Source organism: Brachybacterium sp. EE-P12 (genome assembly GCF_003711805.1).
GTDB lineage: Bacteria > Actinomycetota > Actinomycetes > Actinomycetales > Dermabacteraceae > Brachybacterium.
Window position 1 is genome coordinate 144992 of sequence record NZ_QXCP01000004.1, and the last position, 20454, is coordinate 165445.

A 20454-nucleotide genomic window follows, 5' to 3' on the forward strand; every position below is an offset into this window, starting at 1 on the left:
GGTGCGAGCGGGGCGATGTCCCGAGCCGGGGTCACGAAGCGGCGCGGTTGCGTCGGACCGAGTCGCCCCAGACGGCGATGAGGATGACGATCGCGACCGCTATGCGCTGCCACTCCTGGGCGATCCCCAGGATCTGCAGGCCGTTGTTGAGGGTCGCCATCAGGGTGGCGCCGATGACCGTGCCGCCGATGGCCGCGCGGCCACCTGCGAGCGATGTGCCGCCGATGACGACGGCGGCGATCGCCTCCAGCTCGTAGCCGACGCCGAGGGCGGGCTGGGCGGAGTTCAGCCGAGAGGCCATCACGATGCCGGCGACGGCGGTGAACACGAACGCGGTCATGTAGATGTACATGGTCCAGCGCCGGGTGTTGACTCCGGAGAGCTTGGTCGCCTCGGCATTCGAGCCGATGGCGATCGCATAGCGTCCCACGAGGGTCCGGTTCATCAGGAACCAGGCCACGAGCGCCACCACGGCGAAGATGAACACGGCGTTGGGGATCCGTGGGATCAGCTGACCGGTGGCGACCTGGCGGAACCAGGCGTGCTCCGTGAAGTACTGCGGGGTGGAGCTGGTGATGATCAGGGAGAGCCCCTGGGTGGCCATCATCATCGCCAGCGTCGCGATGAACGCAGGGATCTTCATGTACGAGACCAGGAACCCGACGAACATGCCCACCAGGGCACCGATCACGAGGGTCAGCAGGATCGCCGCAGGCAGCGGCAGTCCTATGTGCGCGGACGTCCCGAGCACGGCGAGCAGCACCGAGAACAGCGTCATCCCGGTGCCGACGGAGAGGTCGATGCCGCCGGTGGCGATCACGAAGTTCGTGCCCAGCGCCAGGATCCCTGTGACCGAGGCCGCCAGGAGGATCCCGGAGATGTTGGAGATCGTCAGGAAGTTCGGGGTGGCGATGAAGAACGCCAGGAACAGCAGCAGGAGCGCGCCGAGCAGGGCGAACTTCTGGAGCTCGGGCCCGCGGCGGGTCCTCCCGGGCGTGGCGGTCGCGGTGCCGGAGCTGGTGGCGACGCTCGACTGATCGGTGCTCATCCGACTCCCTCCACTGCGCTGTCGCGGCCTGTGGTCGCAAGAGCCATGAGTGTGTCCTGGGTGGCGCCCGCTCGGTCCACGACTCCGGCCAGACGGCCTTCGGACATGACGGCGATGCGGTGCGAGATCCGGAGGATCTCGGGGATCTCCGAGGAGATCACGATGATGGATTTGCCGGCCTCCGCGAGGCCCTCGAGGATCGTGTAGATCTCCTCCTTCGCCCCGACGTCGATGCCGCGAGTGGGTTCGTCGACGATGAGGATGTCGGTGTCGCGCTCCAGCCATCTGCCGATGATGACCTTCTGCTGGTTCCCTCCGGACAGCAGGTGCACGGTCTGATGGATCGACGGGGTGCGGATGGAGAGGTTGCGGACGTGCTTCTCGGCGATGGTGTCCAGGGCCGCCCCGTCCACGACGCCGAGGCGGGTGTTCTGGGGCAGGTTCGCGATGGCGATGTTGTCGCTGACGGTCTTCTCCAGCAGCAGTCCGCTGCCCTTGCGGTCCTCGGAGAGGTAGCCGATCCCGCGCGCCACGGCATCCGAGGGGATCCGGACGTTCACGGGCCGGCCGTTGATCGTGATGGTGCCGGCGCTTCGCGGATCGGCGCCGATGATGGCCCGGGCCAGCTCGGTGCGGCCTGAGCCCATTAGCCCGGCGAGTCCGAGGATCTCCCCGCGACGGAGGGTGAAGGAGATGTCGTCCAGGAGGGCCTCGGTGCTGACGTGCGAGACCTCGAGGGCGACCTCCGGGGCGGGCTCGGAGGCGATCCGGCGGTCCTCCTCGATGGGCCGGCCGACCATCTTCTCGATCAGCAGGGGGCGGGTGACCTCGCTCCGGTCCGTCGAGAAGACGCTCTCGCCGTCGCGCAGCACCGTGACCCTGTCGGCGAGCCGCATCACCTCGTGGAGGCGATGCGAGATGTAGATGACGCCGAGCCCTTCCGCGGTGAGCTGTTCGACGAGGTCGAAGAGCTTCTCGGCCTCCTGCTGGCTGAGCGCTGCGGTCGGCTCGTCCATGATCAGGACCTTGGCGTCGTAGGACAGCGCGCGGGCGATCTCGACCATCTGCTGCTCGGCGACGGAGAGATCTCCGAGGCGTGCGCCGACGGGGATCGCGATGCCGAGCCGGTCCAGTAGCTTCGCGCACTCGCGACGATTCCTGCGGTCGTCGACCAGGAGCTGCGGGCCCTTCCCGGAGGTCCGCCCCAGAGCGATGTTCTGGGCGACATCGAGGTCGGGGACGAGCTGGAGTTCCTGGTGGACGATGGCCAGCCCGGAGTCCTTGGCGTCCCGGGGAGTGCGCGGCGCCCACGGCTTTCCGCGGAAGGAGATCCGGCCGCCCTCATCCGCCGGCATGATCCCGCTGAGGATGTTCATGAGGGTGGATTTGCCAGCCCCGTTCTCCCCGCACACGGCGAGCACTTCGCCGGCATGGAGCTCGAGGGAGACCCCTCTCAGGGCGCGGACGCCGGGGAAGGTCTTCGAGACGTCCCTGACCTCGAGCAAGGGGATGTCCGCTGAGTCCATGCCCGCTCCTCTCTGGGCGATCGATCGCGGTGCGGCATGACACCGAGACGGCACGGGTGGGAGATTGACGAAATAACGTTTACTCGCTCGCAAGACAGCAAGGGGGAGAGGGCGGCGGTGCGTCACGAGCTTTCACGTGGAGTCTGCCTGCGGTTTCGGCCCCTATGGCTGCCTCGGCGCGATCGAGGCTACGGGAGTGTGTGATCTGCGTCAAGCATTTCGGTGTTGCAGGAACCCCCTGGTCGTAATCGATTACCACCTGTAGGCTCCGAGTCCGCGAGTGCAGGCCTGCGCTGCTGGGACGTTCGACGAGGAGCCACCGTGACCACTGCATCCCTCCGCCTGATCCCCGGCGTCAAGCGCCGCCTGCTCGATGCGTCCCCGTCGGCCGAAGAGCCCTGGTACGTCAACGACCACAGCCTGATCCGCGCAGCCGACGGGCGCTGGCACGTCTTCGGGATCTGGCATCCCGAGCCCGCGGCCCCGCTGGACGAGACCTTCTTCCTCCACGCCTCGGCCGACGGCCTCGAGGGCGCCGACTGGGCGATCCACGACCCTGTGCTCCACGCTCGCACCGACCAGGGCGAGATGCACGTCTGGGCGCCGCACGTGATCCACCACGACGGCCTCTACCGGATGGTCTACGCGGGCGGCACCGCCGACCACAGCGCCTACCGCATCACCCTCGCCACGAGCGAGGACCTGTTCACCTGGACCCGGCATGAGCCGGTGCTCTTCGAGGACGGCTTCGACGCTCGCGACCCGATGCTGCTGCGCGTGGGCCAGGAGTGGCTGCTCTACTACACGCGCACCTCCGCGCCGCACGGCGGCTTCCACGAGGTCGCGGTGCGCCGCAGCGAGGACCTCCTGACCTGGTCGGAGGCACGCGTCGCCTACCGCTCCGCCGAACGGGGGACCGTCGGCGGCCCCACGGAGTCGCCCTTCGTGACCCCGGCGGGACAGGGGTGGATCCTGTTCGTGTGCGAGTCCGGCGAGTACGACCGCACCCTCGCCTTCTTCTCCCGCGACCCGCTGAGCTTCACCGAGGCCGGCCGGATCGACGTCGACCTCGACGAGCACTGCGCCGAGATCGTCGTCGACGGCGAGCGCACCTGGATCACCGGCGGCGGCTGGGGCAGGGGAGGGCTCACGATCCGCCCGCTGGAGATCCGCGCCGAGGCATGATGGAGGGCAGACGGAGGGAGGCGCGATGGCCGGAACGATCTGGACGATCGGGCACTGGACCTGCCCCGAGGAGGTCGTGCTCGAGACCCTCGGCAGCGCCGGGATCGACGAGCTGGTGGACGTGCGCCGTCTGCCCGGCTCCCGCCGCAGCCCCCAGTTCGACGCCGAGGAGTTGACCCGCTGGCTGGGCGAGGCGGGAATCGGCTACCGGCGCCTGGCCGAGCTCACCGGACGCCGCCCGAAGCAGCGGGACGCGGATCCGCAGCTGAACGCCGGCTGGCAGAACACGAGCTTCCGCAACTACGCCGACCACACCCTCGGCGAGGAGTACGAGGCCGGGATCGCGCAGCTCACCGCGCTCGCCGCGGAGCATCACGTGGCGGTGATGTGCGGGGAGCCGATGCCCTGGCGCTGCCACCGGCTGCTGATCTCGAACACCCTCGTCGCGCGCGGCTGGGAGGTCGTGCACCTCCGCGCCGGCGCCGACCCCGTCGAGCACGAGCTGGGCGCCTGGGGTGCCCGTCCCGTCGTCCGCGAGGACGGCACCGTGATCTACCCGCCCTCAGCACAGGAGGAATCATGAGCACCGAGTTCGCCGTCGGCGACCACGTCAGCTGGAACTCCGAGGCCGGCCGCGTCAGCGGCACGATCACGAAGGTCCACACCGCCGACTTCGAGTACAAGGGGCATCGACGCCGCGCGAGCGAGGACGAGCCGCAGTACGAGATCGCGAGCGACCGCACCGACCACGTCGCCGCGCACAAGGGCTCGGCGCTGAGGAAGCTCGAGAGCTGACCGCCCCGGCAGGTCAGGCCCGGGCTACTTCAGCCCGGCCATCTTGATGTTGGCGATGATCTGATGCTGGAAGATCAGGAAGATGACGATGATCGGGAGCGCGGCGCAGGCAGAACCGGCCATGAGCAGACCGAGCTCCGAGGAACGCTCGCCGCGGAACGCGGCCAGGTACTGCTGGACCTGGTAGAGCTCCGGGCTCGTGATCGTCATGACCGGCCAGACGAAGTTGTTCCAGTACGCCATGAAGCTCGTGATCCCTACGACGACGAACGGCGCCTTCGAGAGCGGGAGGAAGACACGCAGGTACACCCCCCAGCGACCGCAGCCGTCCATCACTGCCGCCTCCTCGAGGCTGGAGGGGATGTTCAGGTAGAACTGGCGGACGAAGAAGATGTGTCCTGCGGCCGCCATGCCGGGGATGATCAGCACCGCGAGCGTGTCGAGCATTCGCAGATTCGTCACCACGATGAAGCTGGTCAGCAGGATCGTCATCCCGGGGATGAACATCGTCATCAGCACGAGCGGCCATACGAACTTCTTCCCGGCGAACTCCAGGCGAGCGAAGGCGTAGGCCGCCATCGAGTTCACTGCGATGGACCCTGCGGTGAACACCACCGCGCCGCCGCCGGTGATCGCGAGCGTCCTCAAGAATGCCGAGTCCGAGAGGATCTGCGCGTAGTTCTCCCACTGCCATACCTCGGGGAAGAACTGGAAGGGCGTGGAGACCACCTCGGTGCGGATCTTGAACCCGGAGATGATCATCCATGCGAGCGGGAACAGCGCCAGGAACACGATCAGAGCGCTGAAGACCGCCTTCGCCAGCAGCCTCAGCAGCCGGCCCGGCTGGAGGAGCGTGCGTCGACGTGTCCGTCGGCGCAGCGAAGCGGCGTCCTCGACCGAGCCTATCGGCGTGGAGGGACGGTGATCTGCGAGCACGCTCATGTCAATCCACCAGTTTCTCGGAGTTGACGATCCGGAAAATCACCGAGGAGATCGAACCCAGAACCACGAACAGAAGCAGTGCTGCGGCGATCGAGTAGCCGACGTAGGCGTCTCCCCGAAAGTGGTTGAAGATGAAGAGGTTCGGGAGCTCGGTGGCGCCATTGGGGCCTCCTCCCGTCATGACCAGAGGCAGCTCATATTGCTGGATAGAGCCGACGAAACCGGTGACCAAGAGGAAGAGCAGGACATTCTTCATCTGCGGGATGGTGATGAAGCGGGTGCGCTGCCACCAGTCGGCCCCCTCGAGCTCTGCGGCCTCGTAGAGGCTCTCGGGGATGTCGAGCATGGCTGCGATCATGATCAGCGTCGTGATGCCCAAGCCGAGCCACACGGCGGGCACGGCTATCGCAGCGAGCGCCCAGCGGGGATCTCCGAGCCATGCCTGGTTCGGTGCGCCGACGATGTTGATGAGCGCGTTGAGCAGACCGCCGGAGTAGTCGTAGATGATCACGAACGTGATCGAGGCGATCACACCGGAGATGACTGACGGGATGTAGATGCTGACCTTCAGCAGCGTGGAGACGCGACGCGAGACAGAGGTCGCGAGTGTGGCGACGAGGAATGCCAGGACCAGGCTGACGGGAACGGTCATGATCACGAACTGCAGACCCCGCACCACCGCTTCCCAGAATTTCGAGTCGATCAGCACGTTGCGGAAGTTCTTCCATCCGACGAACTCCGAGTCGGTGTAGAAGCTCCAGTCGAAGAAGCTCAGGTACACCGCCTGGATCGCAGGCCAGACGACGAAGGTGCCGAGGAGCGCCAGGACGGGCGCCAGCATGATGTACGCCATGCTGGTGTCCTTCTGCCGATTCGGGTGCACGGAGCGGCGCGAGTGGACCGTGGCCGGGGGCGCGGCCGAGGGTGTGACCTCCATGGTGTGCCTCAGCCGTCCATCTCGGCGCGGACGTCGGCCAGCCCTTCGCGGTCGATGACCTTCTGGATCTCCTTGTGTGCGGTGGCGAGCGCCTCGGCGGGCGACTTCTCCCCGAGCATCCCGGCCTGGATCGCATCACCCATCGCGAGGTTGATGTCCCAGGGGTACTGCGCCTCGGGGATGCAGAACGGGACGATGTCCTCGAAGACCACCGTGGACCAGTCGGCGTCGGCCGCGGCGGGATCCGCGTTCACGACCTCGGTGACCTCGTGCCGGGCGGGGGCCTTCGTGAACTGGGTGTCCACGAAGAAGGGGCGCAGCACCTCTGGTTCTCCGCCGAGCGCCCAGCTGATGAAGGCGGCGGTCGCCTCCGGCTCCTTTGCCTTCGCGTCCACGACCCACTTCATGTTGCCGATCGTCGACACCGAGTGCGTCTGGTCGCCGTCGGACTGCACCCACGGTGCCATGCCCGTCACGGGGACGAGGTCCGGGTAGTCGGCGGCTATCTCGGACATGCCCCAGGAGCCCTGCGACATCATCGCGACCTTCCCTTCGCCGAACGCCTGGGCGGAGTTCCCTTCGCCGAGCGGCTGCCGGGGGACCCACGAGTTCTCCTGCAGCGTCTTGTAGAAGGTGATGAGCTCTTCGTATTTCGCGTCCTCCGCGTCGGCGGAGGCCCAGTCGTCCGAGATCGGGAGGTGGCCGGCCACGTGCATCTGCGCGGCGACAGTGGTCCAGCCGAACGTCCCTGAGTCGACTGCTGTGTTCAGCGCGAATTCGCCGTTGCCCATCACCGATGCGAGCGCCTCGCAGGCGTCGTACATCTCGTCCCAGGAGGTCGGCGCCTTCTCGGGATCCAGGCCGGCCTGCTCGAAGAGATCCTTGTTCCAGTAGAGAGTCATCTGCGGTTCCACGAGCAGCGGGAACGCGTAGAACTGCCCTTGGTACTGGCAGACCTCCTTCGAGATGTCGGTGAGGTCGTCGAGCTGTCCTCCGTCGAAGAGGTCGTCCAGCGGCATCAGTGTCCCAGTGCGGGCGGCGGTGTCGAGCCGACCCGCCTGGATATAGAGGTCCGGTGCGTTGCCAGCGGCTTGCGCGGCCTTGAGCTTCTGATCCCATGCATCTCCGGGGACGACCTGGTAGTTGACGTACACCTCGTCCTGGGCGTCGTTGAAATCCTTGACGATCTGTTCGTACCAGTCGTTCTCCGGGGTGGTGAAGACGTTTCCCCAGAACTCGACCTGGGAGCGGCCGGCGGCCGCAGGGTCCTCCTTCGACTGCCCAGGAGTGCCGCTGCCGCACGAGGCGAGACCGGCGATGCCGGCGGTGGCTGCTGCTGCGGAGAAGAGTGTCCTGCGCTTCATCGGTCTGCTCCTCGATGTTCAGAGGGCCCTGCCACGAAGGGGCATGGCGTATCGCGCCGCACGTCGATGTGCGGAACTCTGCGCTTCGTCCCGTCGGGCAGGGCGTTGCGGTGGGAATACGGGGCGTCGATCATGCGGCGGGCTACGTCGTCCGCCTGCAAGAAATCGATTACGCAGAACCGTATCCCGTTGTCGGACGGCTGTCAACGGCGCTCGTGGGCATGACGTCGCCGGTGCTTCCTCACTTGAAGCCGGCGGACTTGATCGATTCGACGATCTGCTTCTGGAACACGAAGAAGATCAGCAGCGTCGGCAGGGCGGCGACGGTGGCTGCGGCGAGCACGTAGTTCCAGTCCGAGGCGTACTGCTGCTGGAACGTCGCGATCCCGAGCTGGACCACCCGGAGGTCCGGGTCGGAGGTGATCGTCAGCGGCCAGACGAAGGAGTTCCAGTTCGTGAGGAAGAAGAACACCGTCAGGGCAGACAGGATCGGCCTGCTCAGAGGCAGGATGATGCTGCGGTAGATACGCCAGTAGCTCGCCCCGTCCACGAGCGCCGCCTCCTCGAGCTCTGCCGGCAGGGAGACGTAGAACTGGCGGAGCAGGAAGATGCCGAAGGCGTTGAAGATCGCCGGGACGATGAGGCCCGCGTAGGTGTCGACCAAGCCGAGCGTGCGCACCACCACGAACGTGGGGATGAGGATCACGGGCAGGCTGACCAGCATCGTCGAGAAGATCATCAGGAAGAGCGTCTCGCGGCCCGGGAAACGGAGCCTGGCCAGCGCATAGGCGGCCATGGAGTGGAACCACAGCGCCAGCACCGTCACGGCTGCGGAGACGATGAAGCTGTTGAGCATGTATCGCAGGAACGGGACCTGCGTGAAGACGTAGACGAAGTTCTCCAGCGTCGGCTCGGAGGGCAGCAGAGAAGCGCCGTTGACCTCGTCGGCGGGTTTGAAGGATCCGGTCACCATCCACACCAGGGGGAAGACGGTCGCCAGTGCCAGGACGATGCCGAGCAGCAGCAGGGCGCTCTTCGTGATCGTCCATCGGGGACGGCGGGGCTGCACGGTGGTCATTCGAAACGACCTCCTCTGGTCACGGCGAACATGAGCAGAGACCAGGCGAGCATCGCCACCACCAGCACCGAGCCGATCGCGGCGGCGTAGCCGAGCTCCCCGAACAGGAACGCCTGCTCGTAGATGTAGAAGATGAGCAGGGAGGTGGCGCCCGCGGGGCCGCCTCCGGTGAGCACGAAGATCAGGTCCAGCCCGCCGGTCATCACCGCGACCGTCGCAGTGACCAGGACGAAGAAGCTCGTGGGGCGCAGCAGGGGGAGGGTGACCCGACGGAACCGCTGCCAGGCGCTCGCCCCGTCGATCCGCGCCGCCTCGTAGTACTCCCCGGGGATGTCCTGGAGACCGGCGAGGAAGATGATCATGTAGTAGCCCATCTGGAACCACACGGTCACCAGCACCACGGTCCCGAGCGCGAGGGACGGCTCGCCGAGCGGCGAGATCCCCTCGAGCCCGAAGACGCCCAGCAGACGGCTGAGCACGCCCACCCTGTCGGCGAGCATGAACTGCCAGACCATCGCGATCACCACGAGGCTCACCACATAGGGCAGGAAGAGCGCCGAGCGGATCAGCCCGATCATCGGCAGCTTCTGCTGCACCAGGAGCGCGAGCCCCAGGCCGATCACGAAGATGAGCGGGACGACGGCCACGAGATAGATCAGCGTGATGCGCACGCTCGACCAGAACTGCGGGTCCCCGGCCATGCGCACGTAGTTGTCTGTCCCGATGAAGTCGAACGAGCCGAAGCCGTCGACCCGGAAGAAGCCCAGGGCGATCGCGAGCACCATCGGCACCGCGACGAAGACCGCCAGGCCCAGGGTGTCGGGGAGTAGGAACCAGAACGCCGCGCGTCGTTCCCTGCGACGGCGATCGGCGCCCGTGCCGGTCCGGGTGCCGGCGGTGCGGGAGATCTCGATCGTGCTCACAGCAGCGTCCCTCCCTCGTAGGTCTCCAGGTAGCTCTCGATCGCGCCCTGGGCGATCTCGGCCTGGCGGGCCGGGTCGTCACCGCCGAGCATGGTCGCCTGGATCGCGTTGGAGACCGCCTTGTAGATCACCGGGGGGAAGCGGGGCTCGGCACGGCCCTCCGGGAGGATCTGGTCGCGGAATTGCTGGAGGATCGGATCCTCGAACGCCCCGCTGTCCCCGATCGCCTCGGTCACCGAGGCGCGCGCGGCGATGTTCCCCTTCGCCACCCCGTTCCACTCGACCCCGGCGTCGATCGACTCCTGTCGCATCGAGCCCATCACCTCGACCGTGAAGCGGGCAGCCGCCTCGGGATCGCGTCCGCGCGAGTTGACGCACCAGGCCCAGCCGCCGAGGCACGTGGTGTGATCGCCGTCCGGGGGAGCGGGGAGGGAGAAGATGCCGTAGTCGTACTCGGGCGCGTTCTGCGCGAGCGCGGCGACGTCGAAGATCCCTCCCTGCCACATCGCGGCGTAGCCGCCGGTCAGGGCGCTGACGATGTCGCCGTTGGCGGGTCGGGTGCGCGGGGCGGCCCCGGTGGTGATCGCGTCCTGGAACAGGGTCAGGGCCTCGACGGCCGCATCCCCGGAGAAGATCGGGGTCTGCGAGTCGGTGTCGATGACGTCGCCTCCCGCCTGCCAGAGCCACGGGTAGAAGGTGAAGTTCTGGTAATAGCCGGGCAGCGTCTCGAAGACCAGCCCGGCTCGCTCGCCGCCGGTCATCTCCCTGCCGAGCTCGAGCATCTGGTCCCAGGTCGTCGGGAGATCCGCCTCGGACAGGCCGTGCTCCTCGAAGGCGGCCACGTCGTAGAAGATCGCCAGCGGCTCCTGCTCCATCGGCAGCCCGTAGATCCGACCGTCGACGGTGCGGGTCGCGAGCGCCTGGGGGTAGAAGTCCGCGATCGCCTCCTTCTCCATGTACGGGGTCAGGTCCTCCAGGACTCCGCCGTTGTAGTAGCGCAGGAAGTCCCCGGGGGAGATGAGGAAGATGTCCGGGCCGTTGCCGGCGGCGAAGGCCGTGGTCAGACGGGTGTTCGTGGGATCGGTGTAGCCGGGGATGTAGACCGGCTCGACGGGGCGCCCGCCGGCGGTCTCCCACTCGGCGATCCTGTCGAGGAACCACCGGCTCTGGGCGAGCAGGTTCGGGTCCTGCTGATCCACCGGGGCGTAGAACTGCCAGAACTGCAGCGGCTCCTGTGACGAGCCGCGTGCGGCGCAGGAGGAGAGGGTCGAGGCTCCTGCGGCCCCGCCGAGCGCTGCGGCGCCTGTGGTCAGCAGGCGACGTCTGGACAGCTGCGAGCCCGGATCGGTGGAACGGCGTGTCATGCTCACTTCCCGCGGCGTTGGGGGCGATGGCAGTAATCGTTTTATCGACGGTACGGCTCCCGCAGGGGGATCGTCAACGGGTGCCGCCATCGTGCCGTGTTGACGCCAGGGCTGCGCATCCTGCGATACGCAGGTGTCTGTCCATGTCATCCCGCTTTCGAGCAAGGCGTTGACGCATGCGGGCTGCCCCTCTAGGGTGCCGGTAAACGTTTCCTGATCATCGTCGATCCTCCAGGGAGTGCCCCGTGACCCGTCCCGCCCAGCCGTCCCGCGCCCATGCCGGCCTCGCCGCGCTCCGCCCCGTCCGCACCCGCTCGATCAGCCCCGAGAACTTCGACGGCAGCCCCGGCGGGGGCGGCCGCGCCACCGAGGGGACCGGCGCCCGCGAGGCGCGCGACCTCGGCCAGGGCTGGAAGGTCTCCCCGAGCGTGGACGTGAAGGCGGGGGAGACCTTCACCCTCGCCGACATCGACTCCGCGGGCGTGATCACCCACCTGTGGATCACCACCCACACCGACCACTGGCGCCGCCTGGTGCTGCGCGCCTACTGGGACGGCGCGGAGGAGCCCGCGGTCGAGGTGCCCTACGGCGACTTCTTCGCGAGCGGCTGGGGCGTGTTCGCGCAGGTCGACTCGCAGATGATCGCCGCGAACCCGCACGGCGGCTTCAACTCCTACTGGCCGATGCCCTTCCGCGAGGGGGCCCGGCTCACGCTGGAGAACACCTCCGACGCCGACGCGCGCGTCTACTACCAGGTCACCTACGAGCTCGGCGGCGACCACAGCGAGGACGCCTACTTCCACGCCCAGTGGCGGCGCTCGAACCCGCTGGACGAGGCCACGCCCCACGTGCTCCTCGAGGGCGTCGAGGGGCAGGGCCAGTACGTCGGCACCTACATCGCCTGGGGCGTGAACTCCAACGGCTGGTGGGGCGAGGGCGAGATCAAGTTCTACCTCGATGATGACGACCCCGCCGCCGGCTTCCCCACGATCTGCGGCACCGGCACCGAGGACTACTTCGGCGGCGCCTGGAACTTCGACGTGCCCGGCCAGGGCTACACCGCCTTCTCCACCCCCTACCTGGGCATGCCGCAGGTGCTGAGACCGGACGGGCTCTACCTCTCCCAGCAGCGCTTCGGCATGTACCGCTGGCACGTCGCGGACCCGATCCACTTCACCGCCGGCCTGCCCCGCGTCGACATCCAGGCGCTCGGCTGGAAGAGCGCCGGGCGCTATCTGCCGCTGCGCGACGACATCGCCTCCACGGCGCTGTTCTATCTCGACCGCCCCACCGCCGCGCGGCCGCCCGCCCCGACCTTCGACGCGATGGAGATCCACCTCGGCGACGGCCCCGGCCCGCACAGCCCTGCCGGCCCCGCCCGTCCCTGACCCGCCCCACCGAGAGGGAGAGCCCCATGACCATCACTTATCAGCTGCCTGAGCTGCGCGAGCCCGCACCGGCCCCGGAGCGCACCGCGATTCTCATCCCCAGCGGCGATCTGCGCGAGAGCGCGAACGTGCCCGCCTGGCCCTTCCAGCAGGAGCTCGAGCGGATCGTCGGCGAGGCCGTCGAGGCGGCCGGCTGGTCCGTGCAGCGCGGCTTCGCACCGGACCCCGCTCTCGGCCACGGATTCATCCGCTCCCAGCGCATGGGCATCGAGGTGTTCAAGGACATCCCGCCGGAGGCACCGCTGATCGTCGCGACCGCGAACTGGCAGTACAGCCACCACGTCCTGGCCGGGCTCCGCACCCACCGCGGCCCGATCCTCACGGTCGCGAACTTCGCCCCCGAGTGGCCGGGACTCGTCGGCCTGCTGAACCTCAACGGAGGGCTGACGAAGATGGGCCGGGACTACTCGAGCCTGTGGACGGTCGACGGCACCGACGCCTGGTTCCGCGAAGGGATCGCGACCTGGCTGGAGACCGGCACGATCGAGCACGACGCCTCCCACGTCCGGCCCCTGCCCTCCCTGCCCACGACCCCCGAGGTCGAGCTGGGGCGGGCGCTCGCCGAGCAGCTCCAGCGCGACAAGGCCATCATCGGCATCTTCGACGAGGGCTGCATGGGCATGTACAACGCGATCATCGACGACGAGATGCTGAACCCCCTGGGCATCTACAAGGAGCGCCTGTCCCAGTCCGCGCTCTGGGCGGAGATGCAGACGGTCCCCGACGAGGAGGCCGACGCCATCGGGTCCTGGCTGCGCGAGGCGGGGATGACCTTCCGCCTCGGCACCGACGAGGCCACCGAGCTCACCGAGGACCAGCTGCGCTGGCAGCACAAGATGTACATCGCCGCGCTGCGCATCAGCGACGACTTCGGCCTGGACGCCGTCGGGATCCAGTACCAGCAGGGGATGAAGGACGTCTGCCCCGCCTCCGACCTCGTCGAGGGCCTGCTGAACAACGTCCAGCGCCCCCCGGTCACCTCCCGCGACGGCTCCCGCGTGCTGTGGGAGGGGAAGGCGCTGCCGAACTTCAACGAGGTCGACGAGGGCGTCGCCGTCGACGCGCTGGTCACCAATCGGATCTGGACCGCGATGGGCATGGATCCCGCCACCACCCTGCACGACGTGCGCTGGGGCGAGGAGTTCGACGGGCAGTACGTGTGGGTCTACGAGATCTCCGGCTCCGTCCCGCCCAGCCATCTCCCGAACGGCTACGCCGACGCGGAGGGCTGGCGCCAGGGCCCGGAGTTCTTCCCCGCCGGCGGCTCCACCATCAACGGCGTCTCCAAGCCGGGGGAGATCGTGTGGTCGCGCGTGTACGTGCAGGAGGGGGTGCTGCACGTCGACCTCGGTCGCGGCAGCGTGGTCGAGCTGCCCGAGGAGGAGACCCGCCGGCGCAAGGAGGCGACGAACCCCGAGTGGCCGATCGCGCACGTGGTGCTGCACGGCGTGAGCCGCGACCAGTTCATGGGCAGGCACAAGGCCAACCACGCCCAGCTCGTCTACGCTGACGACGCCGATGCCGCCGACCGTGCGCTGACCGCGAAGGCCGCTCTCTTCGAGCGGCTCGGGGTGCGGGTGCACCTGTGCGGCGAGGCGAGGATCGTCGGCGCCTGAGGGGCGGCGGAAGAACGGACCGAGGAGCTGCCCATGGCGTCGCGTCGCACCACCATCCTGGACGTCGCGCGCGCCGCAGGCGTCTCCTCGGCCACGGTCTCCCGCGTGATCAACGGGGCGACCACGGTCGACAAGGAGCTCAGCCGGCGGGTCCAGGCCGCGGTCCAGGACACCGGCTACGTCCCGGATGCGCTCGGCCGCTCGCTGCGGCGCGGCGGGGCCTCGCAGATCGCCGTGGTCGCCCCCGACTCGGAGAACCCCTACTTCATGCAGATCATCTCCGAGGTGGAGCGGATCGCGCGCACGCAGAACCACACCGTCACTGTCGCCCACACCGAGGACGACCTCGGCCTCGAGCGCGAGTGCTTCCGCCAGCTCCTGGGCCGGCGAGTCTCCGGCGTGCTGCTCGTGCCGGTGGATTCCGCGCGCACCGACCTCGCCCCCCTGATCGATGCGGGAATCCCCGTCGTGCTGGTGGATCGCGCGGTCGACGGCGCCGCGACCGACGTGGTCGCCACCGACAACCTCGACGCGGGCCGGCAGGCTGCCCGCCACCTGCACGAGCGGGGCTTCCGCGCCCCCGCCGTGATCGCGGGCCCCCCGACGCTGCGCACCACCGAGGACCGCGCCACGGGCTTCCTCGCCACCTGGCGGGAGCGCGGCGTGGAGGTCGGTCCCGAGGCGCTGCTGCGCGGCGACCTGCACGTGGAGTCCGGTCGCGTGGCGACGGAGCAGCTGCTGGCCGACGGGATCGCCGACTGCCTCTACGTCACCAACAACCGAATGTCCGCGGGCGCCTTCGAGGCGCTGCGCGGCCGGGCGCAGGTCCCCGCGCTGTTCGCGACCGACGACGACCTCTGGACCCGCTTGGTCACCCCCTCGGTCTCCGTCGTCCACCAGCCGGTGCGCGCCACCTCCCGCGCCGCCGCACGGATGCTCGGCCAGCGGATCGCCGACCCCGACGAGGAGCCCTCGACCACACTGCTGCGCTCGAAGATCATCGAACGCGACTCGACACGGCCGCGAGGCCGGGAGGAGGACGGATGAGCACCGCGCAGCCGATCATCGCGATCGCCGGGGCAACGGGCACGCTGGGCCGCGCGGTCGTCGACGCCGCCCGCGCGGGAGGACACGAGGTCCGCGAGATCTCCCGCTCCCTCGGCATGGACGTCCTCAGCGGCGAGGGGCTCGACGCGGCGCTCGCCGGCGCCGATGCGCTCATCGACTGCCTCAAGCCCCCGCATCTGGACGACTCGGCCGCCGACTGGTTCGAGCTGGCCGCCCGGAGCCTCGGCGAGCATGCCCGCGCCGCCGGGATCACCCGCACCGTCGCGATCTCGATCGTCGGCATCGACGACATGCAGGACTATGGCTTCTACCGAGCCCAGCGCGCCCACGAGCAGGCCGTGCGCGCCCGCTGCCCCGGCCCGGTGCTGGTGCGCGCCGCCCAGTTCCACGACTTCGTCGGCCAGCAGCTGCGGGAGGTCGGCGACCACGTCGAGGTCATGGACGCCCCCAGCCAGAGCGTCGACACCCGCGCGGTCGCCGCGCTCCTCATCGCCCAGGCGCTCGCCGCCGACCCCGACCCGCTCGTGCATATCGCGGGACCGCGCCCCGAGCGCACCCTCGACCAGGCTCGACGCCTCCTCGCCGCCCGCGGCGACCGGCGCGAGGTCGTCGGCGTCCCGCCCAGCCCCTCCATGGCAGCGGGCGGCATGCTGCCCCCGCCCGAGGCGCGCCGGGCGGGCCCGAGCTTCGACGAGTGGCTCGCCGAGGCGCCACGCTGAGCGACGCCCTTCCGGCGTGAAGCGGTTGACATCCTGCTAGCGTCGGAGGCTCCCCGAGCTCGATGAGGAGCCCCTCCATGACGTCGACCCGATCCGACGACCCCGCCGGCCTGTCCCGCAAGACCTTCCTCCAGCTCGGCGCCGGGGTGACCGGTGCGCTCGCGGCCGCGACCGCCCTGCCGACGCGCGCCGCGGCCTCCCCGTCGACGCCGCCGGCGGCGACGTTCCCCGGCAACGACTCGCGCCCCCACGCCGTCACCTGGGACGATCGCTCGTTCTTCGTCGACGGGGAGCGGATCCTGATCTTCTCCGGCGAGATCCACCACTGGCGCGTCCCCGCCCCGGCGCAGTGGCGGGAGCTGCTGCAGCTGCTGCGCGCCTCCGGCTTCAACGCCGTCTCCTTCTACTTCTTCTGGGGCCTGCACCAGTCCGAGCCCGGCGGGGCCTTCGACTTCAGCGGCATCCGCGACCTGGACCTGCTGCTGACGATGGCGGCGGAGGAGGGGCTGTACGTCATCGCGCGCCCCGGACCGTACGTGAACGCAGAGATCTCCATGGGCGGTCTTCCCGCCTACATGACCAACCGCGAGGCCGGTCTGCGCACCACGGATCCGCAGAACCTCGCCGACTCGAAGGCCTGGCTGAGCGCGGTGGGAGAGATCATCGCCGCGCACCAGGTCACCGACGGCGGGGGCAGCGTGCTCATGTACCAGGTGGAGAACGAGCTGATCGCCGAGGACCCGGCCCGCTCGGAGTTCCTGCGCACCCTCGCCGACCATGTGCGCTCCACCGGCATCACCGTCCCGCTGTTCCACAACGACTACGGGCTCGGCGGTCGCTTCGCCGACGCCGACGCGCACCATCTCGACTTCTACGCCTACGACCATTACCCGCTGGGCTTCGACGCCGCCGGGCCGCGCGCCGTGATCGGCGAGTCCGAGCAGCAGTACCGCACGATCAGCCCCGACTCGCCGCAGTTCATCACCGAGTCGCAGGGCGGAGCGTTCACGCCCTGGGGTGCGCAGTTCGACGCCGCGAAGGCGTACGAGTTCACCGACCCGGCCTTCACCCGCCAGTGGGGTGTGCGGAACCTCGGCAACGGCGTCACGGCCTTCAACTACTACATGGCCTTCGGGGGCACGAATTGGGGCTTCACCGGCTCCCCGTCCTCGGGCTTCACCAGCTACGACTACGGCGCCGCGATCACCGAGGACCGCGGCCTCACCGAGAAGCTCGCCGTCCAGAAGGAGCTCGGCGCCCTCCAGCAGGCCCTGCCCCAGATCGCGTCGATGACCCCGATCGCCGCTCCCGTCGTCGGCGAGCACACCGGCGGTTCGGTCACCGCCTATCAGCGGATCTCCACCGACGGGGAGGCCTCCGCGACCGACGACGGCGCCCCGCGCCTGCTCGCCTTCCGTCTCGCCGACTCCAATGACGAGACCGACACCCGCTTCACCGCCGCGATCGTCCTGGGCGACCCCGAGGACGTCGAGGAGCAGGGCCCGACGGCCGACGACCGCGACGAGGCGATCACCTACGAGGGCGAGTGGGAGCAGGTCGAGGACGCGACCGCCGCCGGCGGCACCCTCACCCGCACCGCGACCGCCGGGGCCCGCGCCACCTGGACCTTCACCGGCACCGCGGTGGACGTCATCACCGCGACCGGCACCGACCACGGCGTGACCCGCGTGCTCGTCGACGGCGCCGAGCACGGCACCTTCACCAGCCACGTCGACACCGAGCAGAACAAGCCCTCCCAGGTCGTCTCCCATCGCGTGCGCGATCTCGCCGACGGCGAGCACACGATCACCCTCGAGGCGACCGGCGAGAGCGCCGAGGGCGGCACCGGCACGGTCATCACCCTCGACGCCTTCGATCTCCCCGCGGGCGACGGGGACGGCGACGTCGAGATCCCCGAGGGCGTCACCGGCTGGGCCCGCGTTCCCCAGCAGGAGGGGGAGTTCCTGCACCTGCACGGCCGCGACGCCCTCACCCTCGTCGCCGACACGGTGATCGGCGGGCACGGCCTGCTCTACTCGACCCTCGCTCCCTTCGGTCCGACGCTGCCGCGCCGCGAAGGCCGCCTCCAGCACCTCATCGGCCACGAGGGCGACCCCGCCGAGCTCGTGCTCCGCTACGCCGCCGAGCCCGTGATCGACGCCCCGCCGGAGGTCTCCACCAGCTGGGACGAGGCCACCGGCCAGCTGCGCCTGAACCTCCGCCCCGGCGACGCGCCGCAGCAGGTCGACATCACCGGCACCCCGCTCACCTCGGCGGGCGCGGGAGAGGAGAGCCTCCTCGCCCTGCGCGTCCTCGGCCGCTCCGCCGCTGCGACCACCTGGATCCTCCCCACCGGCGACGACGAGCACCTCGTCGTCGAGGGCGCCGAGCTCGCGCGCTCCGCACACCTGGAGCGCGCCCACGCCGAGCTGGTCCTGGGCACGAGCGAGCGGGCCGAGGTCCGGATCGACGTGCCCGAGCGGATCCGACAGGTGCGCGTGAACGGACGCTCCCATCCCGCACACGACGGGATCGCCGAGGTGATCCTCCCCGCCCCGGCCCCTGTTCCCGTCCCCGACCTGCACTTCCGCACGGAGGAGGAGGCGCCCGAGGCCGAGGCGGGCTATGACGACTCCGCCTGGCGGCAGGCCGATTCCACCGAGGGCAGCACCCGCTACCAGGGCCCCGGCCGCGGCGGAGCGGTGCTGGACTGCAACCACTACGGATTCCACGAGGGCTCGATCTGGTACCGCGCCCGCTTCACCGCCGCGGAGAGCCGCGAGCTCGTGCTGCGCGGCAACGGCGGCACCGGCCAGCCGCCTCAGGGCAGGGCTCCCGCCTTCCTGCAGGTCTGGGCCGACGGCATCTATGTCGGCGCCGCGCCCGCGAACGGCGAGGACCAGACCCTCACCCTCCCGGACGACGTCGCCGCCCCCGGCGAGGAGACGGTGCTCGCCGTGCTCGTGCACACCCTGGGCCAGAACCTCGACTGGAGCGACGACGGTCTGTCCAAGCAGAACCGCGGCCTGTTCGACGCGGTCCTGCCCGCCGAGGACGAGATCATCTGGCGGATCCAGGGCGCCGGAGCGCCCGATCCCGAGCGCACCCTCTACAACACCGGCGGCCTCCACGGGGAGCGCGAGGGCTGGCACCTCCCGGACCATGACGACTCGGACTGGGAGGAGACCGACACGCTCGTCGCCGACGCCCCTGGCGTGCGCTGGTACCGCGCTCGCTTCACCCTCGAGACCCCCGACGGGGTCGACGTCGGATGGCGGCTCGCCCTGCGCTCGTCCCGCTTCGAGGACGGCCGCACCGACGCCTGCCAGGCGGTGCTCTACGTCAACGGCTGGAGCACCGGGATCTACATCGGGGACATCGGCCCGCAGAGCGAGTTCACGATCCCCGCAGGGTTCCTCGAGCCGCGCGGAGAGAACACCCTCGCCGTCTGGATCGCGGCGAAGGAGGCCGGGGCCGGTCCCGAGTCGATCGAGCTGGTCAAGGCCTTCACCCGCACCGGCGCGGCAGGCATACGCTGACAGACATGAGCGCACCCACCCGCCGCCTCGGCTCCCTGACCGTCTCCGCCCTCGGCCTCGGCGCCATGCCCCTCTCCATGGGACGCGGCGAGCCCGCCCCGCCCGAGCGCGCCATAGCCACGATCCACGCCGCGCTCGACGCCGGCATCACGCTGCTCGACACGGCCGACATCTACGCCCCCAGCTGGGACACGATGGGCCACAACGAAAAGCTCGTCGGCGAGGCGCTGCGCAGCTGGGGCGGCGACCGCACGGCGATCACGGTCGCGACCAAGGGCGGGATCACCCGCTCCGCGGAGGGCGGCGGCCGAGACGGCTCGCCCGCCTACCTGCGCCGCGCCCTGGAGACGTCGCTCGCCGCGCTCGGCACGGACTCGGTGGACCTGTACTACTGGCACCGCCCGGACCGCAGCATCCGCTATGCCGAGGCGGTCGAGACCCTCGCCGCGTTCCAGCAGGAGGGGCTGATCCGCGAGATCGGCATCTCGAACGCGAACATCGAGGAGATCGACGTGGCCCGCGAGGTGCTCGGCGACGGCGGTCTCGCCGCGGTGCAGAACGAGTTCTCCCCGAGCTTCTTCCACACCAGCCGCCGTGAGCTCGAGCACTGCGGCGAGCACGGCATCGCCTTCGTGCCCTGGTCGCCGCTGGGCGGCACGGGCGGCGGCGCGGCCGCGGTGGGGGAGCGTTTCCCGCAGATCGCGCGGATCGCCGAGGCGCACGACGCGAGCCCGCAGCAGGTGGTCCTGGCCTGGGAGATCGGGCTCGGCGAGCACGTCATCCCGATCCCCGGCGCGAGCCGGCCCGAGTCGATCACCGACTCCGCCCGTGCGATGACCCTGGCGCTGAGCGACGAGGAGCGGGCCGAGCTCGACCGGATCATCGCGTAGCCGGGTCCCGTT

The 20454-nt window shown here is 69.5% G+C and carries 17 protein-coding genes; 9 read left to right on the forward strand and 8 right to left on the reverse strand.

The features are described 5' to 3' along the window. Positions 1-31: 31 nt before the first annotated feature. Together D1648_RS03815 and D1648_RS03820 are read right to left on the reverse strand one after the other, a co-directional pair. The gene (locus tag D1648_RS03815) at positions 32-1048 is read right to left on the reverse strand and encodes an ABC transporter permease (RefSeq protein ID WP_122939494.1); all 1017 of its coding nucleotides are present in this window, start codon (positions 1046-1048) and stop codon (positions 32-34) included. Beyond that, entirely contained in the window at positions 1045-2574 is a 1530-nt protein-coding gene (locus D1648_RS03820; RefSeq protein ID WP_122939495.1) for a sugar ABC transporter ATP-binding protein, read from the reverse strand. Before D1648_RS03820 ends, D1648_RS03815 begins: the two co-directional genes overlap by 4 nt. Before the next feature lie 321 nt (positions 2575-2895). On the opposite strand from D1648_RS03820, the gene D1648_RS03825 reads away from it, so the two are divergent. From D1648_RS03825 to D1648_RS03835, 3 genes are read left to right on the forward strand one after another with little or no spacing between them, the layout of a single operon-like run. Then, a complete protein-coding gene (locus tag D1648_RS03825) occupies positions 2896-3759 on the forward strand; it encodes a glycosyl hydrolase family 32 (RefSeq protein WP_164518576.1) in 864 nt (287 codons plus the stop codon). 25 nt (positions 3760-3784) lie between these two features. Continuing rightward, entirely contained in the window at positions 3785-4342 is a 558-nt protein-coding gene (locus D1648_RS03830) for a DUF488 family protein (RefSeq protein WP_122939497.1), read from the forward strand. After that, positions 4339-4554, forward strand: coding sequence for a DUF2945 domain-containing protein (locus D1648_RS03835; protein ID WP_122939498.1), 216 nt, complete (start codon positions 4339-4341; stop codon positions 4552-4554). The genes D1648_RS03830 and D1648_RS03835 overlap by 4 nt, the downstream gene beginning before the upstream one ends. A 24-nt stretch (positions 4555-4578) precedes the next feature. Here the strand turns inward: D1648_RS03835 and D1648_RS03840 are convergent, their stop codons facing one another. The 6 genes from D1648_RS03840 to D1648_RS03865 form a co-directional block, all read right to left on the reverse strand. Next, positions 4579-5496 carry a carbohydrate ABC transporter permease gene (locus D1648_RS03840; RefSeq protein ID WP_122939499.1) on the reverse strand — a complete coding sequence of 306 codons (918 nt, stop codon included), beginning with the start codon at positions 5494-5496 and terminating at the stop codon, positions 4579-4581. A gap of 1 nt (position 5497) precedes the next feature. Further along, complete coding sequence (locus D1648_RS03845; protein ID WP_241155343.1) at positions 5498-6349, reverse strand: carbohydrate ABC transporter permease; 852 nt, start codon at positions 6347-6349, stop codon at positions 5498-5500. A 92-nt stretch (positions 6350-6441) separates the two neighbouring features. Then, positions 6442-7797: an ABC transporter substrate-binding protein gene (locus tag D1648_RS03850; RefSeq protein WP_122939501.1), complete on the reverse strand. Its 1356-nt coding sequence runs from the start codon at positions 7795-7797 to the stop codon at positions 6442-6444. Positions 7798-8038: 241 nt separating this feature from the next. Further along, positions 8039-8875, reverse strand: a complete 837-nt coding sequence (locus D1648_RS03855) for a carbohydrate ABC transporter permease (protein WP_122939502.1) — start codon at positions 8873-8875, stop codon at positions 8039-8041. Next, a complete protein-coding gene (locus tag D1648_RS03860) occupies positions 8872-9798 on the reverse strand; it encodes a carbohydrate ABC transporter permease (protein WP_122939503.1) in 927 nt (308 codons plus the stop codon). Before D1648_RS03860 ends, D1648_RS03855 begins: the two co-directional genes overlap by 4 nt. Continuing rightward, entirely contained in the window at positions 9795-11162 is a 1368-nt protein-coding gene (locus tag D1648_RS03865) for a sugar ABC transporter substrate-binding protein (protein WP_122939504.1), read from the reverse strand. Before D1648_RS03865 ends, D1648_RS03860 begins: the two co-directional genes overlap by 4 nt. A gap of 245 nt (positions 11163-11407) precedes the next feature. Here D1648_RS03865 and D1648_RS03870 point away from each other — a divergent pair, with 245 nt between their 5' ends. From D1648_RS03870 to D1648_RS03895, 6 genes are all read left to right on the forward strand, one after another. Beyond that, entirely contained in the window at positions 11408-12550 is a 1143-nt protein-coding gene (locus D1648_RS03870) for a glycoside hydrolase family 172 protein (RefSeq protein WP_122939505.1), read from the forward strand. A 26-nt stretch (positions 12551-12576) separates the two neighbouring features. Continuing rightward, on the forward strand, positions 12577-14226 hold the full coding sequence (locus D1648_RS03875; protein WP_122939506.1) for a fucose isomerase: 1650 nt from the start codon (positions 12577-12579) through the stop codon (positions 14224-14226). Between the two features lie 33 nt (positions 14227-14259). After that, on the forward strand, positions 14260-15273 hold the full coding sequence (locus D1648_RS03880; RefSeq protein ID WP_122939507.1) for a LacI family DNA-binding transcriptional regulator: 1014 nt from the start codon (positions 14260-14262) through the stop codon (positions 15271-15273). Continuing rightward, the gene (locus D1648_RS03885) at positions 15270-16013 is read left to right on the forward strand and encodes an SDR family oxidoreductase (RefSeq protein ID WP_122939508.1); all 744 of its coding nucleotides are present in this window, start codon (positions 15270-15272) and stop codon (positions 16011-16013) included. Before D1648_RS03880 ends, D1648_RS03885 begins: the two co-directional genes overlap by 4 nt. Before the next feature lie 77 nt (positions 16014-16090). Next, positions 16091-19552 carry a beta-galactosidase gene (locus tag D1648_RS03890; RefSeq protein WP_164518577.1) on the forward strand — a complete coding sequence of 1154 codons (3462 nt, stop codon included), beginning with the start codon at positions 16091-16093 and terminating at the stop codon, positions 19550-19552. A 5-nt stretch (positions 19553-19557) separates the two neighbouring features. Continuing rightward, entirely contained in the window at positions 19558-20442 is an 885-nt protein-coding gene (locus D1648_RS03895) for an aldo/keto reductase (RefSeq protein ID WP_122939510.1), read from the forward strand. Positions 20443-20454 lie beyond the last annotated feature (12 nt).